The sequence below is a fragment of the Paraburkholderia acidisoli genome (genome assembly GCF_009789675.1).
Classification (GTDB): Bacteria; Pseudomonadota; Gammaproteobacteria; order Burkholderiales; family Burkholderiaceae; genus Paraburkholderia; species Paraburkholderia acidisoli.
On the sequence record NZ_CP046916.1, the window covers coordinates 453,906 to 467,723 of the forward strand.

The 13,818-nt window shown below is 66.4% G+C and carries 11 protein-coding genes; 8 read left to right on the forward strand and 3 right to left on the reverse strand.

Annotation, left to right across the window (positions count from 1 at the left end; genetic code table 11):
• Window positions 1-354 precede the first annotated feature (354 nt).
• From FAZ98_RS30580 to FAZ98_RS30590, 3 genes are all read left to right on the forward strand, one after another.
• Entirely contained in the window at window positions 355-2,502 is a 2,148-nt protein-coding gene (locus FAZ98_RS30580) for a hydantoinase/oxoprolinase family protein (RefSeq protein WP_158957333.1), read from the forward strand.
• A complete protein-coding gene (locus FAZ98_RS30585) occupies window positions 2,499-4,232 on the forward strand; it encodes a hydantoinase B/oxoprolinase family protein (RefSeq protein ID WP_233273017.1) in 1,734 nt (577 codons plus the stop codon). The genes FAZ98_RS30580 and FAZ98_RS30585 overlap by 4 nt, the downstream gene beginning before the upstream one ends.
• 256 nt (window positions 4,233-4,488) lie before the next feature.
• Complete coding sequence (locus tag FAZ98_RS30590) at window positions 4,489-5,628, forward strand: helix-turn-helix transcriptional regulator (protein WP_233273018.1); 1,140 nt, start codon at window positions 4,489-4,491, stop codon at window positions 5,626-5,628.
• Here the strand turns inward: FAZ98_RS30590 and andR are convergent.
• Window positions 5,625-6,584 carry an anthranilate 1,2-dioxygenase regulatory protein AndR gene (andR, locus tag FAZ98_RS30595; RefSeq protein WP_158957335.1) on the reverse strand — a complete coding sequence of 320 codons (960 nt, stop codon included), beginning with the start codon at window positions 6,582-6,584 and terminating at the stop codon, window positions 5,625-5,627. The two genes, FAZ98_RS30590 and andR, sit on opposite strands and share 4 nt — an antisense overlap.
• Before the next feature lie 234 nt (window positions 6,585-6,818).
• Here andR and andAc point away from each other — a divergent pair, with 234 nt between their 5' ends.
• Genes andAc through andAa form a run of 4 tightly spaced genes read left to right on the forward strand, consistent with a single transcriptional unit; the run spans window position 6,819 to window position 10,155 of the window.
• On the forward strand, window positions 6,819-8,090 hold the full coding sequence (andAc, locus tag FAZ98_RS30600; RefSeq protein WP_158957336.1) for an anthranilate 1,2-dioxygenase large subunit AndAc: 1,272 nt from the start codon (window positions 6,819-6,821) through the stop codon (window positions 8,088-8,090).
• 12 nt (window positions 8,091-8,102) lie between these two features.
• Window positions 8,103-8,576 (forward strand): anthranilate 1,2-dioxygenase small subunit AndAd, encoded by a 474-nt coding sequence (gene andAd, locus FAZ98_RS30605; RefSeq protein ID WP_158957337.1) that lies wholly within the window; start codon window positions 8,103-8,105, stop codon window positions 8,574-8,576.
• Window positions 8,577-8,588: 12 nt separating this feature from the next.
• Window positions 8,589-8,921, forward strand: coding sequence for an anthranilate 1,2-dioxygenase ferredoxin subunit AndAb (gene andAb, locus FAZ98_RS30610; RefSeq protein ID WP_158957338.1), 333 nt, complete (start codon window positions 8,589-8,591; stop codon window positions 8,919-8,921).
• Window positions 8,911-10,155 carry an anthranilate 1,2-dioxygenase system ferredoxin--NAD(+) reductase gene (gene andAa, locus FAZ98_RS30615; protein WP_158957340.1) on the forward strand — a complete coding sequence of 415 codons (1,245 nt, stop codon included), beginning with the start codon at window positions 8,911-8,913 and terminating at the stop codon, window positions 10,153-10,155. The genes andAb and andAa overlap by 11 nt, the downstream gene beginning before the upstream one ends.
• A 126-nt stretch (window positions 10,156-10,281) precedes the next feature.
• Here andAa and FAZ98_RS30620 read toward each other — a convergent pair whose 3' ends face one another.
• Both FAZ98_RS30620 and FAZ98_RS30625 read right to left on the reverse strand, forming a co-directional pair.
• Window positions 10,282-11,058 (reverse strand): aspartate/glutamate racemase family protein, encoded by a 777-nt coding sequence (locus FAZ98_RS30620; protein ID WP_158957342.1) that lies wholly within the window; start codon window positions 11,056-11,058, stop codon window positions 10,282-10,284.
• 2 nt (window positions 11,059-11,060) lie between these two features.
• Entirely contained in the window at window positions 11,061-12,107 is a 1,047-nt protein-coding gene (locus FAZ98_RS30625; RefSeq protein ID WP_158957344.1) for an ABC transporter substrate-binding protein, read from the reverse strand.
• 470 nt (window positions 12,108-12,577) lie between these two features.
• Between FAZ98_RS30625 and FAZ98_RS30630 the strand changes: the two genes are divergently transcribed.
• Window positions 12,578-13,729 (forward strand): porin, encoded by a 1,152-nt coding sequence (locus FAZ98_RS30630; protein ID WP_158957346.1) that lies wholly within the window; start codon window positions 12,578-12,580, stop codon window positions 13,727-13,729.
• Window positions 13,730-13,818 lie beyond the last annotated feature (89 nt).

Here is a 13,818-nt window from a genome sequence, read left to right on the forward strand (position 1 = left end):
AATGCCGGGAAGCCGTAATGGAATATCCTGCGTTCCGCGGAGCGAATCGCTGAACGGCACGTGACGTTGAATCTCATGCATGCATGAAACCGGAGATCGCGTGCGGCGCCGGACATCGAACTCCCTTCGCTGATGAGAATGAGAGTCGAAGGACCGGCGCAGGCGGGGCGCGACTGATGCTTTGCGCGCCGTCACGCCACAGTCGCCCGGAAATCGGGCGAGCAGGCGAGCCCCACGATATTGCCAATACCAAAGGACACATTTCCGATATCGAAAGCCGGCAATAATCGTTGTCCGTATCGTTCAAGCTCGCGTCGCGCACGGATGCGCGTCGCCAATCCTGACCGATACGTTATGAGCCAACTACCCGCACCCGCAGCGGACGCGTCGAAACCGCGTCTGGGCATCGATATCGGGGGCACGTTCACCGATTTCGTCCTCGAAGCCGGTCACGTTCGCCACACCCACAAACGCCTGACGACGCCCGACGCGCCCGAGCGCGCCGTGCTCGAAGGCGTGCGGCATGTGCTGCGAGAGACCGGCATTGCCGCGAGCGCACTCGGGGCGATCATTCACGGCACCACGCTCGCCACGAACGCGCTGATCGAGCGCCGTGGCGCGCGCACTGCGCTCCTCACGACCGAGGGCTTTCGCGACGTCATCGAAACGGGCTTCGAGGCGCGTGCCGATCAGTACGATCTGCGGGTGCGCAAACCCGAACCGTTGATCGCCCGCGATCTGCGCTTCACGATGGCCGGCCGCATGAGCGCGCAAGGGGACGAACTCCAGCCGCTCGACCTGGGCGCGCTGGAAGGCATCGCGGCGGAACTCGCCGGGCGCGGCGTCGAGAGCCTCGCCATCGGCTTCATGCACAGCTACCGTAATCCACGGCACGAACAGGAGGCCGCGCGCTGGCTCGCCCAGCGCCTGCCCGGTTTGTCGATCAGCCTGTCGTCCGACGTATCGCCCGAAGTGCGGGAATTCGAACGATTCTCCACGACCGCGGTGAATGCGTATGTCCGACCGCTCATGGCCTCGTATCTCGGCCGTCTCGGCGCGGCGCTGCAGGCCATGTCGATCGAGGCGCCGCTGCTCTTGATGACGTCGGACGGCAGTCTCTGCGACGTTCACACCGCCAGTCGCTTGCCGGTTCGCCTGCTCGAGTCGGGGCCGGCGGGCGGCGCGTTGCTCGCGGCGCACATCAGCGAGCAGCTCGGCATGCGGCAGGTGCTGTCGCTCGATATCGGCGGCACCACCGCGAAGCTGTGCTTCATCGACGAGGGCAAGCCGCATATGTCGCGCTCGCTCGAAGTCGCGCGCCTCTATCGCTTCAAGCCCGGCAGCGGCATTCCGTTGCGCATTCCGGTGGTCGAACTGTGCGAGATCGGCGCGGGCGGCGGTTCGATTGCGCGCGTCGACACGCTCGGGCGCGTTCAGGTCGGCCCGGTGAGCGCGGGCTCGGACCCCGGCCCCGCGTGCTACGCGCTCGGCGGCCAACGCGCGACGCTCACCGACGCGCATCTGGGCGCGGGCCGTCTGGACCCCGCCAACTTCGCGGGCGGCACCCTCACGCTCGATGCCGAAGCCGCCCGCCGCGCGCTCGAGAACGATCTTGCGCGGCCGCTCGGCGTCAATGTGGACGCGGCGAGCTATGCCGTTGCGGAGATGGCGGACGAGGCAATGGCGAGTGCCGCGCGCGAGCACGCCATCGAACTCGGCAAGTCGGTGGCGGGCCGCACCATGATCGCGTTCGGCGGATCGGCGCCGCTGCACGCCGCGCGGCTGGCCGAAAAGCTCGGCATCGATCGCGTGGTGATTCCCGCGGCGGCCGGGGTTGGCTCGGCCTACGGCTTCCTGCTCGCGCCGGTCGCGTTCGAGGCGGTGCGCAGCCGCTTCGAGCCGCTCGCCCAACTCGACGCCGAAGCGGTCAACCGGTTGCTGTCGACGCTGGAAGACGAGGCGATGCAGATCGTCGAGCGCATCGCGGCGCGCGAGACGTGCGGCGTGCAGGCGACGGTCTCGATGCGTTATCGCGGGCAAGGCCACGAGTTGCAGGTCGCGCTGCCCGCCGCGCGGCTCGAGGGCGACGCGGTCGCGCTGCTGCGTGAACGCTTCGAAGCCGTTTATCGAGAGCGGTTCGGCCGTCTCGTGCCGCGTGCGGCGTTCGAAGTGCTCGGCTGGAGCGTCCGGGTGAGCGCGCCGCAGCGCGTCGCCATGTCCAACACCGCGCAGGCGGACCGCGCCAGCGACGCTCAGGCCGACTTCTTCACGCCCGAGCCTTCCGGCGAGCGCGACGTGCTCGACCAGTCGCGGCGCGAGCGCGTGCCCGCGCGGTTTTATCGCCGCGAGTCGTTGACGCGCGGCGCATTCGTCAGCGGTCCCGCCGTGATCGTGGATCGCGAAACCACCGTGGTGGTCCCCGCCGATTTCGACGCGCGCGTCGATTCCGCCGGCCACCTGCTGCTCGACCGCCGCGCCGCCGCCGGAGCCCACTCATCATGAAACCTGCCGATACCGCCATGACACACGACACGCCGCGCCCCCTGGACTCGATCCGCCTGCAGGTCATCTGGAACCGCCTGATCGCGGTGGTGGAAGAGCAGGCGCGGCTTTTGATGCGCACGGCGTTCAGCCCCACCGTGCGCGAAGCCGGCGATCTCTCGGCGGGCGTGTTCGACGCGCGGGCGCGGCTGGTCGCGCAAGCGGTCACGGGCACGCCCGGCCACGTCAACTCGATGGCGGCCGCTGTCGGGCATTTTCTCGACGTCTACCCTCTGGCGACGATGCGTCCCGGCGATCACTTCATCACCAACGACCCGTGGCTCGCCTCGGGACATCTGCATGACGTGACCGTGGTCTCGCCGGTCTTTCGCGGCGAGCGCGTGATCGCGTTCTTCGCCTGCACGTGCCACCAGGTGGATATCGGCGGCATCGGCCAGGGTCCCGACGGCCGCTCCGTGTTCGAGGAAGGCCTGTGCATCCCGCGTTTGCCGCTTGCGCGCGCGGGCGTCATCAACGCCGATCTGATCGAGATCATTCGCGCCAACGTTCGCACGCCCGACGAGGTGGAGGGCGACATCCTCTCGTACGTGGGCGCGAACGAAGCGAGCGGCGCGCGCCTCGTCGCGATGCTCGACGAGTTCGGCGAGGACGACATGGCGCGCGTGTCGGACGCCATCATCGAGCGCTCGCGCGCGGCGATGCAGCAGGCGATCGCGCGGTTGCCCGAGGGACGTTATCCCTACGCGATGCGGATCGACGGCTTCGATACGCCCGTCGATCTGATGGCGACGCTCGAAGTGTCCGGCGGCCGCGTGAAGGTCGACTTCGACGGCACTTCGCCCGCGAGCCATCGCGGCATCAACGTGGTGCTCAACTACACGCGTGCCTATGCCGCCTTCGGCGTGCGCGCGGCCGTCGCGCCGGAAGTGCCGAACAATGCCGGCTCGCTGGAACCGCTCGACATCAGCGCGCCGGAAGGTTGCATCCTCAACGTTCAGCGCCCGTGGCCCGTGTGCGCGCGGCATATCATCGGGCAATTCCTGCCCGACGTCGTGTTCGGCGCGTTGTCCGGCGTGTTGCCCGAGCGTGTGCCGGCGGAGGGCGCGTCGTGTGTCTGGGGCGCGCAGTTGCGCGGCGGTCCCGCGGCGTGGATGGCGGCGGGCGAGACCTTGCCGGAAGCGGGCGCGGCGAGCCAACCGCGCGCCTTCGAGACGCTGTTCTTCAACAGCGGCGGCTCCGGCGCGCGCAGCGGCGACGACGGCATGTCCGGCACCGCGTTTCCGAGCGGCGTGCGGGCGATCGCGTGCGAGATCGTCGAGTCGCTCTATCCCGTCGTGATCTGGAAGAAGGAGTTGCGGCCCGATAGCGGCGGCCCCGGACGCTGGCGCGGCGGCCTCGGGCAGCGGCTCGAAATCGCCTCTCTCGACGGCGCGCCGTTCCAGTTCTTCGGCATGTACGACCGCATCGTGCACGCCGCCCGCGGACGCGAAGGCGGCGGCGCGGGCGCGCCCGGCGCCGTCTCGCTCGACGACGGCACGCGGCTGCGCGCGATGGGACTGCAAACGGTGCCGCGCGGCCGCCGCCTGTGCCTCGATCTGCCCGGCGGCGCCGGCATGGGTCCCGCGAACGAACGCGATTCCGACCAGCTGGCGCTCGACGTCAGGCTGGGCTACGTGAGCCGCGCGGCGGCCGCACAGGCCTACGGTCTCGCGGAGGGCGCGGCGCCGTAGCGCCTGGTCACGAGGACGGCGGGTTGGCGCGTTCGACGCGCGCGGGAGACCGTGCGCCGAAGCATTTGGGGCGGATACGACCTTCGATTTCGGGTCGCCGACTGAGTGCATCGGGTCTTTCTTTCCCGCCGCGCGAGCGGGCCGTTGCGTGCGCGCCGGACATTTTTGACGCGCGATGCCGCGTGACTAGAATGCATTCCATCCAACTGACGATGGGATCGCGTCGCGCCGCGCGGTTGTACCTATGGACCGACCCTTGCCTGACCCGCAGCCCGTTTCTCATGCCGATCCTGCCGCGATCGAGGCGCACGGCCTGTTTCGCACGGCGCTCGCGCACCACGGCGCGCCCCTCACGGAGGCCTACCGGCGCTTGCGCGAAGACCCGCGTTGCGTGAGCGCGCCGGCGCTGGGCTTGTACGGCCGCACGGTCGACGTGCCTGGCAAAACCGGCGAAGGCGACGAAGGCGCGTGGAAGATGATCTCCTTGCGCGACGAGATCTTCGTGGCGATCTCGGATTGCCAGTACGCGAGAGCGCGCACCGAACTCGTGCCGCCGGAAGGCTTCGTCGAGTTTCACTATCTCGTCACGGGCCCGGCGCACGTGGGCGTCGACGATACCGACCATGTTCAGGTCGACGCCCCGAACGGCATCATCTGCTATCAGGGCGCGGGACTGCATTACCAGATCACCTGCCCGCAGGGACCGCGCCGCGCGCTCGGCCTGTATGTGTCGTCGCGCTACTTTCAGCGCTTGCTGGACGCGCTGGGCGTCGAGGGCGAGCCGATCCGCGCGCGCCTCGCGGCGGTGAAGGCCGACGAGCTTTATCACCTGCAAATGCGTTTGACGCTGGAGGCCGTGCAGTCCATCGAGCAACTGCTCGCGAGCGCGCATCGCGGCGTGCGCGAACTGCTGTTCGTCGAGGCCAAATGTCTCGCGATCCTGTATGCGAGCGTGGGCGTCTGGACCGACAGCCTGCGTGCCAGCGCGCCCGATGAAATTCTTTCCGCGCGCGATCTGATGCTGATGGAGCGGGCGCGCCGCATGATCGACGACGACCTCAAGAAGACCATGACGATCCCGGATCTCGCACGCGCGGTGGGCACCAACGCCTCCAAGCTCAAGCGCGCGTTCAAGTTCCTGCATGGCGTGACGGTGTTCGAATACAGCTTGCGGCGGCGCATGCAGGAAGCGCTGCGCTTGCTCGTGGACGAGCGGCAAGCCGTGGGCCAGGTCGCGGCGGCGGTGGGGTATCAGCATCAAACCAGCTTCACGACGTCGTTTCGCGACTTCTACGGCTTCGCGCCGAAGGACGCGCGGCAACTGCGCGGCGGGGAACGCGCGCCGGCCTCCGATCCCGTACGCGGCGAGGCCCTGCACGCGGACCCGCGCGATTAACGCGCGCGCGGCGTCTGCGAGGGCAATTCGCCGAAGCGCTCCTTGTAGGCCTGCGAAAAACGTCCGAAATGCGTGAAGCCGCAGTCCAGCGCGATGGCGGAGATCAGGCGCCCGGCCGGCGTCGAGCGAATCACGTCGCGCGCCCGTTCGAGCCGCATCTGGCGCAGGTACTGCATCGGGCTCGTCTGGCGAAAGCGCAGGAAGCCGCCGCAGAGCGTGCGCACCGGCACGCCCACGGTATCCGCGAGATCGGTGAGGCTGAGCGGGGCCGCGAGGCTGGCCATCATCAGGTCTTCGGCGCGGCGCACGAACGAGGGCGTGATCGTGGCGTGGCGCGCGTGCGGCAACGCGGGTTCGACGGACGCCACCGTGAGCAGATTGAGCAGCAGCGATTCCACGTTGGCGCCCACGCGCGTGTCGCTGCAAGCGCTCGTCAGCAGTTCGGGTGAACTCGCGATCAGCTTCAACTGATCCTGCAACGCGCGCAGCGACCCGTTGCCGAACTGGATGCGCGCGCCGGAAACGAGCGCCTGAAAGCTGGCGTTGTGCGCGATCGACGCCGGATCGATGCGCAGGATGAGTTGCTCGCAATCGGCCGATAGCAACGCGCTGAACGATTCGCCCGGCGCGCGTATGACGCCCTGACGATCGTCGACCTTGATGACTTGCCCGCGCGCGTCGATTTCCGCCGCGCCGGACACGCAGAACATCAGCAGGTAATAGCCGTCCACGGCTTCCACGTCCACGCGCATGCCGCTGCCGAATCCGATCGTGCCGATGCCGAGCCGCCCGAGCTTCACGAAATCCATATGCGAACGCCCGCTGCCTTCGCCGAACGGCACGAGCGAATGAGGCTGCATGACGCGCGAAATACGCTCGCGTGTCTCGTCGAGATCGGTCGACTCGAACAGACGATGTTGGCGCAGCGCGTGCGGACGAAACTCGGAGCGGGGCATGGCGACGAAGAATAAGGGGCGCCGGACGCGTCGTGCGGCGCCTGCCAAAGGCCGCGCCAAAAAAAGCTGCCCGAACTGGATAGGCTTTGCACTTCGCGCCGCGCGCGTAGCCAGAATCGGCTAGTGCCGCCATTTTGCTTCTCCAAAAATAAGCGTGTGCCCCGTCAAAAAAACGCCTTGGCAAACGACGGTCCCCATCCCGGCAGCAATACAGCACATCAACGGAGTCGCAACATGGAAATGGCCGAAACGCCGGTCCGTCTCTTCAACGAGCGCGATACCGATCACGTCGTGTTCCCGCATGACGACGGTTCGCGTGTCCCCTACAAAGTGTTCAGTTCGCAAGCCGTGTACGAGCGCGAGCAGGAGCGCATCTATCGCGGTCCCACCTGGAATTTCGTCGCGCTCGAAGCGGAAATTCCGCAGGCGGGCGACTTCAAGAGCACGTTCGTCGGCGACACGCCCGTGGTGGTCACGCGGCTCGAGGACGGTGGCGTTTCCGCGTGGGTCAATCGCTGCGCGCACCGTGGCGCATCGGTGTGCCGCAAGGCGCGCGGCAACGCGACCTCGCATACCTGCGTGTATCACCAGTGGAGCTTCGACAATAGCGGCAACCTGCTCGGCGTGCCGTTCCGGCGCGGACAAAAAGGCATGAGCGGCATGCCTGCCGACTTCGACCCGAAGAACCATAGCCTGCGCAAGCTGCGCGTGGAAACGTACCGCGGTCTCGTGTTCGCGACCTTCAGCGACGAAGTGGGGCCGCTGCCCGAGTATCTCGGCGCGCAAATGCGCCCGTGGATCGACCGCATCTTCCACAAGCCCATCGAGTATCTGGGCTGCACGCGCCAGTATTCGAAGTCGAACTGGAAGCTCTACTTCGAGAACGTGAAGGACCCGTATCACGCGAGCATGCTGCATCTGTTCCACACGACCTTCAACATCTTCCGCGTGGGCATGAAGGCGCGTTCGATTCCCGACGCCACGCACGGCCTGCACAGCATCATCACCGTGACGAAAACGGGCGAGGACACTTCGGCGGCCTACAAGCAGCAAAACATCCGCTCGATGGACGACGGCTTCGCGCTGGAAGACGATTCCGTGCTCGGCCATATTTCCGAGTACGAGGAAGACACGACCAACCACATTCAGCCGATCTTTCCGCAACTCGTGATCCAGCAGATTCACAACACGCTGGTCGCGCGGCAACTGCTGCCGAAAGGCCCGAACAACTTCGAATTGGTGTTCCACTTCTTCGGCTACACCGACGACACGCCCGAACTGCGCGCGCTGCGCATCAAGCAGGCGAATCTCGTCGGTCCCGCCGGCTATATCTCGATGGAAGACACCGAGGCGACCGAACTCGTGCAGCGCGGGACGATCCGCGACGGCGACGCGACTTCGGTGATCGAAATGGCGCGCGGCAATCCGGACCAGCAGGACACCGTCATTACCGAAAGCCTGATTCGCCGCTTCTGGGTGGGGTATCAGAAGCTGATGGGTTATTGAAAAGGAACGCACATGGAAGCGATGAAGCTGTGGTTCGAATTGCACATGCTGCAGAACCAGTATCTCTACAACCTCGACAACGATCGTCTCGAAGCGTGGCCGACGCTGTTCACCGAAGACTGCACGTACGAAATCGTGCCGAAGGAAAACGCGGACATGGGGCTGCCCGTGGGCATCATCCATTGCACGAATCAGCGCATGCTGCGCGATCGCGTGGTGTCGCTGCGCAACGCCAACATCTACGAGGAGCACACCTACCGGCACATGACCTCGGGGCTGGTGATCGTTGGCGAAGCCGACGGCGTGATCGAGACGGAAAGCAGCTACGTGGTCGTGCAAACGCGCTCGAACGGCGAGTCGGACGTCTACCAGGCCGGCAAGTATTACGACCGCGTGGTGCGCACGCCCGAGGGCCTGCGCTACTTGAGCAAGCGTGTGGTGTACGACACGTCGCGCGTGCAGACGCTGCTCGCAACGCCTATTTGACGAGGATTTCGCATGGAACAGGCAACTCAGGCGCTCGCGCAGTGGCAACCCATTGGCGCGCTCGACGACTTCACGGAAGGCGAGCCGGCGGCGATCGTCGCGGGCGGCAGACAGATCGCCGTCTTCCGGCTCGGCGACGACGTGTTCGCGCTCAACGACCTCTGTTCGCACGGGCACGCCCGGCTCTCGGAAGGCTATGTCGAGGACGGCTGCGTGGAGTGTCCGCTGCATCAAGGCTTGATCGACATTCGCACGGGCGCGCCGAAATGCGCGCCGATCACCGAGCCGGTGCGCGCGTTTCCCATTCGTATCGTCGATTCGCGGGTCGAAATTCATGTCGACTGATACGGCACCGCTGCGGCACGTGATTGTCGGTGCGGGGCACGCCGCGCGCCGTGCGGCGGAGACCTTGCGAGCCCGCGACGCGGCGGCGCAAATCGTGATGATCGGCGCGGAACCGCACGCGCCCTACGATCGCCCGGTGCTCTCGAAAGACGCGCTGCTGGCGCACGATGGCGAGAAAAAGGCCTTCGTGCGCGAGGCAAGCTGGTACGGCACGCAGAACATCGCGCTGCGTCTGGGAACGACGGTCACGGCCATCGACCGTGAACGCCACGCCGTGCGGCTCGACAACGGCGAGGCGCTGCCGTACGACCGCCTGCTGATCGCCACGGGTTCGCGCGTGCGCGCGTTCAACGGTCCCGTGGACGCGCGCGTGCCGCTCCATTACGTTCGCACGCTCGACGACGCGCTCGCGTTGCGCGCGGCGCTCGCGCCGGGCAAAACGGTGGCCATCCTCGGCGGCGGCTTCATCGGTCTGGAGGTGGCGGCGGCGGTCACGCAGGCGGGCGGCACGGCCACGGTGATCGAGCCGTCGCCGGCCTTGTTGCAGCGCTCGCTGCCCGCCGAAGCGGCGCGCTTCGTCGCATCGTTGCATACGCAACGCGGTGTCACGCTCAAGCTCGGCGCGATGCCCGCGCGTATCGATCACGAGGGCGGCCGCGCCGTGGTCGTGACCGATTGCGGGAAGGTGAGCGCGGATCTCGTCGTGGTCGGCATTGGCGTGCTGCCCAATCTCGAACTCGCGCGCGATGCCGGGCTGGAGGTGGACCACGGCATCGTCGTGGACGCGCAATGCCGCACCGCGGACCCGCGCATTTTCGCGGCGGGCGAGGTCACGGCGCACTTCAACCCGCTGCTCGGGCGGCGCGTGCGGGTCGAGTCGTGGCAGGTCGCGGAAAATCAGCCGGCGGTGGCGGCGGCGAACATGGGCGGCGGCGCCGGTTCGGCGGATGCGGCGGAGTACGCGGAATTGCCGTGGCTCTGGTCGGATCAATTCGACTGCAATATCCAGACGCTCGGCCTGGCCGATCCCGCGTACGAGTGGATCGTGCGCGGCGACCTCGAGAGTGGCGCGTTCTGCATGCTGGCGATCGACGCGCTACAGCGCTTGCGCGCGGTGGTGGCGATCAACAGCGGCCGCGAGATCGGCGCCTGCAAGCGGCTGATTCTCGCGGGCAAAACGCTCGACCCGGCGCAACTGCGCGACGCCGCAGTTGCGTTGCGGTCGCTGCTTTGAGGTTGTGTCGCGCGTCTTTCACGGGTGACCACGCCGTGACTGGGGCTGCCTTGCGGCAGGCCCGGCCACGGCGCAGGTCCGGCGCAGATCTGGCGCGTGTGCGACCTTATATTTCGAGCCGCCCGGTTAAAAACGCCGCGGCTGGAGCCCCGCGCGGAACCATTCGATCATCGTCACGATATCGAACACGGGTACACCGAAGCGCTCGCTGATCAGCGCAGAATACGGCGCGAAATTACTGCACTCGCTCACGATCGCGCCGGTTTCGGGGTGCGCGCTCAGCAGGCGCTCCGCGCAAACCAGCAGGTCGTGCGCCTGTTCGTCGAAACTCACTTGCGGCGCGTTGGTGAGGTTGTTGCGGAAGAAAACGCCGTCCTCGTCGAGTCCCGCGACAGGCAGATCCGTCGGCGCGCGCGCGGCGAGAAGATGACGCGCGGTCAACGAACTCGCTCGCGCGGTGAGAATGCCCACGCGCTGGCGAGACGGCAGAAACGCCATGACCGAGGGAATCTGCAACAGCGCCGAAGTCGCCACGGGCACGGGGCAGCGGTCGGCCAGCGCCTGCTGGAACGCCACGAGAAAACCGCAGCTCGTGGTGATACCGTCCACGCCGAGCGCGGCCAGTTGCTGCGCGCCTTCGACAAAACGATCGAGCAGCGGCGCCGCGGCGGCTTCGTCGCCGCTCGTCGCGGCCATCACCTGCGGACCGCTCACGCCGCTCATCAAACCGAATTGCACGGCGAACGGCCAGGTGTCGCCATGGCCGATGTCGCCGGGCAGGCGCTGGAAGCCGGTGTCGAGCATCAAAATGCCGATGCTGACGCCGTGCAGGGTGCGACGACGCCCGCGCAACGCGAGCGGGTCGCGGTGCGGCGTGGCGATGGGTTGCGCGGGAACGGTCATCGTTAGTTCACAAAGCAGTTGCAGCTGTCGAGCGAGGCGGGCACGGGCAAGCCGAGTACCTTGAACTTGTGGCGGTTGACGAGTGCCTTGTAGTCGCCGGGCACCGCGCGGTACACGGGCATCGCGGAAGGCTTCACGCCCTTGAGCATGTTCAGTGCCATGTCGGCGGCATGCGAGCCTTGCGACTCGTACGAGGGCGCATACGCGACCGCGATGATGTCGCCCTTGCGGATCAGCTCGTGTTCGGCGCTGAGGATGGGCACGCGCATGTGGTCGGTGACCGAGGCGACCGCGGGCAGCGACGACTGGATCAGGCTCGAGCCGATCGCATAGAAGAAGTCGATGCCTTGCAGCGTGCTCGCGCGTTGCGGCACGTCGACGGTCGAGTCGGCCGACGTGGCTTCCATCTCGAGCCCGGCCTTGGCGGCGGCTTCCTTGAGGCTCGCGATCGCGGCGACGTCGTTCACTTCGCCCGAGTTGTACAGCACACCGAACTTTTTCGCCTTCGGGAACACCGTCTTCGCAAAGCTCAGCACGGCGTTGTAGTCCGTGACGCTCGACGTGCCGTTGATGCGGGCGCTGCCGTGTTGCCAGTCGGGCACGATGCCGGCCTTCACCGGATCGGTCACCTGCGCGAACACGAGCGGGATCGACAGATTGGTCACGTTGCGCACGGCGGCCTGGGCGACCGGCGTCGTCACGGTGAGGATCAGCGAGGGCTGCTGCGCGACGATCTGGGCCAGCGTTTGCGGAATCAGGCTCGGCGTGAAGTTCGCGTCGCTATAGACGTAGCGCACGTTCTTGTTCTCGACATAGCCGTGCGCCTGCATCTCGTCCTTGAAGCCCTGGATCGTGGTCGACAGGGCGGGGTGCGGGCCGAAGTTCGCGATGCCGACCACGAGCGGGGCGGGCGCGGCCGGCGTTTGGGCCCGCGCTGCGCCCGCGAAGCCGCCAAGGCCGCCGAAGCCGAGAGCCGCCATCGACACCAGGGCGGCCGGCGCACGCCAGCGGCGGCCAAGCCGTCGAACACACGCGCTGAACATATCCATATCGTGTTTGCCTGAGAAAAGAGGAGAAATTTGCCGCTCGAAACGAACCGGAAACCAACCGGAAATCGGCCGCGCGGAACCCAAGCATCGTGCGGGTTGGCATCGATGCGACAGCCCGATTGTGGTCGAGGCGGCACGTGCGGCCCACCTGGCCAAAATAAACAATTCCGATTGCCTAAGTATTGAAGCCTCTAGCGGAACCGCGGGGCGCGGCTTGGGGATAGCGTAGAGACGAGGCGGCCTTCGCGTCGTTGCACCGCCGCATCGTTCGAGCGAGCGCCCGTGGGCGCGAATCGGCCTAGTGAAGCGATTCTGAATTGAAGGAAAACGGTTCTAACTATTTTGAGTGGATTGTCACTGCGGTGTGCGGTTTTTAGTCTTCGCTCTGCAAACGCGTTCATTCGAGAGCGCGCCCTGCATGTCGCGAAACACGCGTTCCCGCAATCCACTGACCTCTACGGACCTCCGAGATGAAACGTATCTGCACTACGGCTTTGCTCCTTTCCATGGCGGCCGCCGCTCACGCGCAAAGCGCATCCGGTTCCAGCGTCACGCTGTACGGCGTGCTGATGGAAGGCCTGATCTATTCGAACAATTCGCTGAAAGGCGCGTCGATCGGTACCGCGAACGGACCGAGCCGTTGGGGTTTCCGTGGCGTGGAGGATCTCGGCGGCGGCATGCGCACGATCTTCGTGCTGGAAGGCGGCTTCAACCCGAACACCGGGACGATGTCCCAGGGCAGCCGCGAGTTCGGCCGCCAGGCTTACGTGGGACTGGCCTCGAACGACTACGGCACGTTGACGTTCGGCCGCCAGTACGACCTCACGCAGGACTATCTCGCGCAGTATTCGTCGCCGCTGATGTGGAACGGCTACACCGCGACCGTGGGCGACAACAACAACTTCAATTACCAGTTCCGCACCAACAACGCCGTCAAGTACGTGTCGCCGCTGTATCGCGGTCTGCAGGCGGGCGTGATGTACAGCTTCGGCGGCGTGGCGGGCAGCTTCGGCAATCAGAGCGCGGTGGGTTTCGGCCTCAATTACGCGCAGGGTCCCGTCAAGCTCTCGGCGGCCTACATGCGCATGAATCATCCCGCGGCCGCGGCCAGCGAAGGTCTCTGGAGCACCTCGCAGTTCGCGTCGATCTCGGCGGCCTCGCCGACCTTCTCGTACGCGATCGCGCCGTCGAGCATGGAAATCTGGGGCGCGGGCGGCCAATACGCCATCGACAAGCAGACCTTCGTGGGTTTCGTGTACACGCACAGCCGCTACGACGATCTCGGCGTGGCGCAGCTCGGCCTCACGCATGGCCGCGCCAGCTACGACAACATCGAGGCCAACGCGAGCCACTACTTCACGCCGGCCTATCAGCTCGATTTCGACTACACGTACACGCACGGCACGATCCAGCCGACGGACTTCAAGCCGCAGTATCACCAGTTCTCGCTCATCAACAACTACTTCCTGTCGAAGCGGACCGTGCTGTACGTCACGGGTATTTTCCAGCTTGCGGCGGGTGACGCCCAGCACGCCAATATCGAATACGCAAGCGGCTCGGCGGGGGCGTCGTCGAGCAAACGTCAGGTGGCGCTCACCGCGGGGATTTTTCACCGGTTCTAATAGCGCAGGCGGCGCGCCGCGCGCCGCGATGTGACAACGCGCTCGCCGAGCCGGCCGGTTCGGCGAGCGCGTCTTACGTAGAGGAGTTT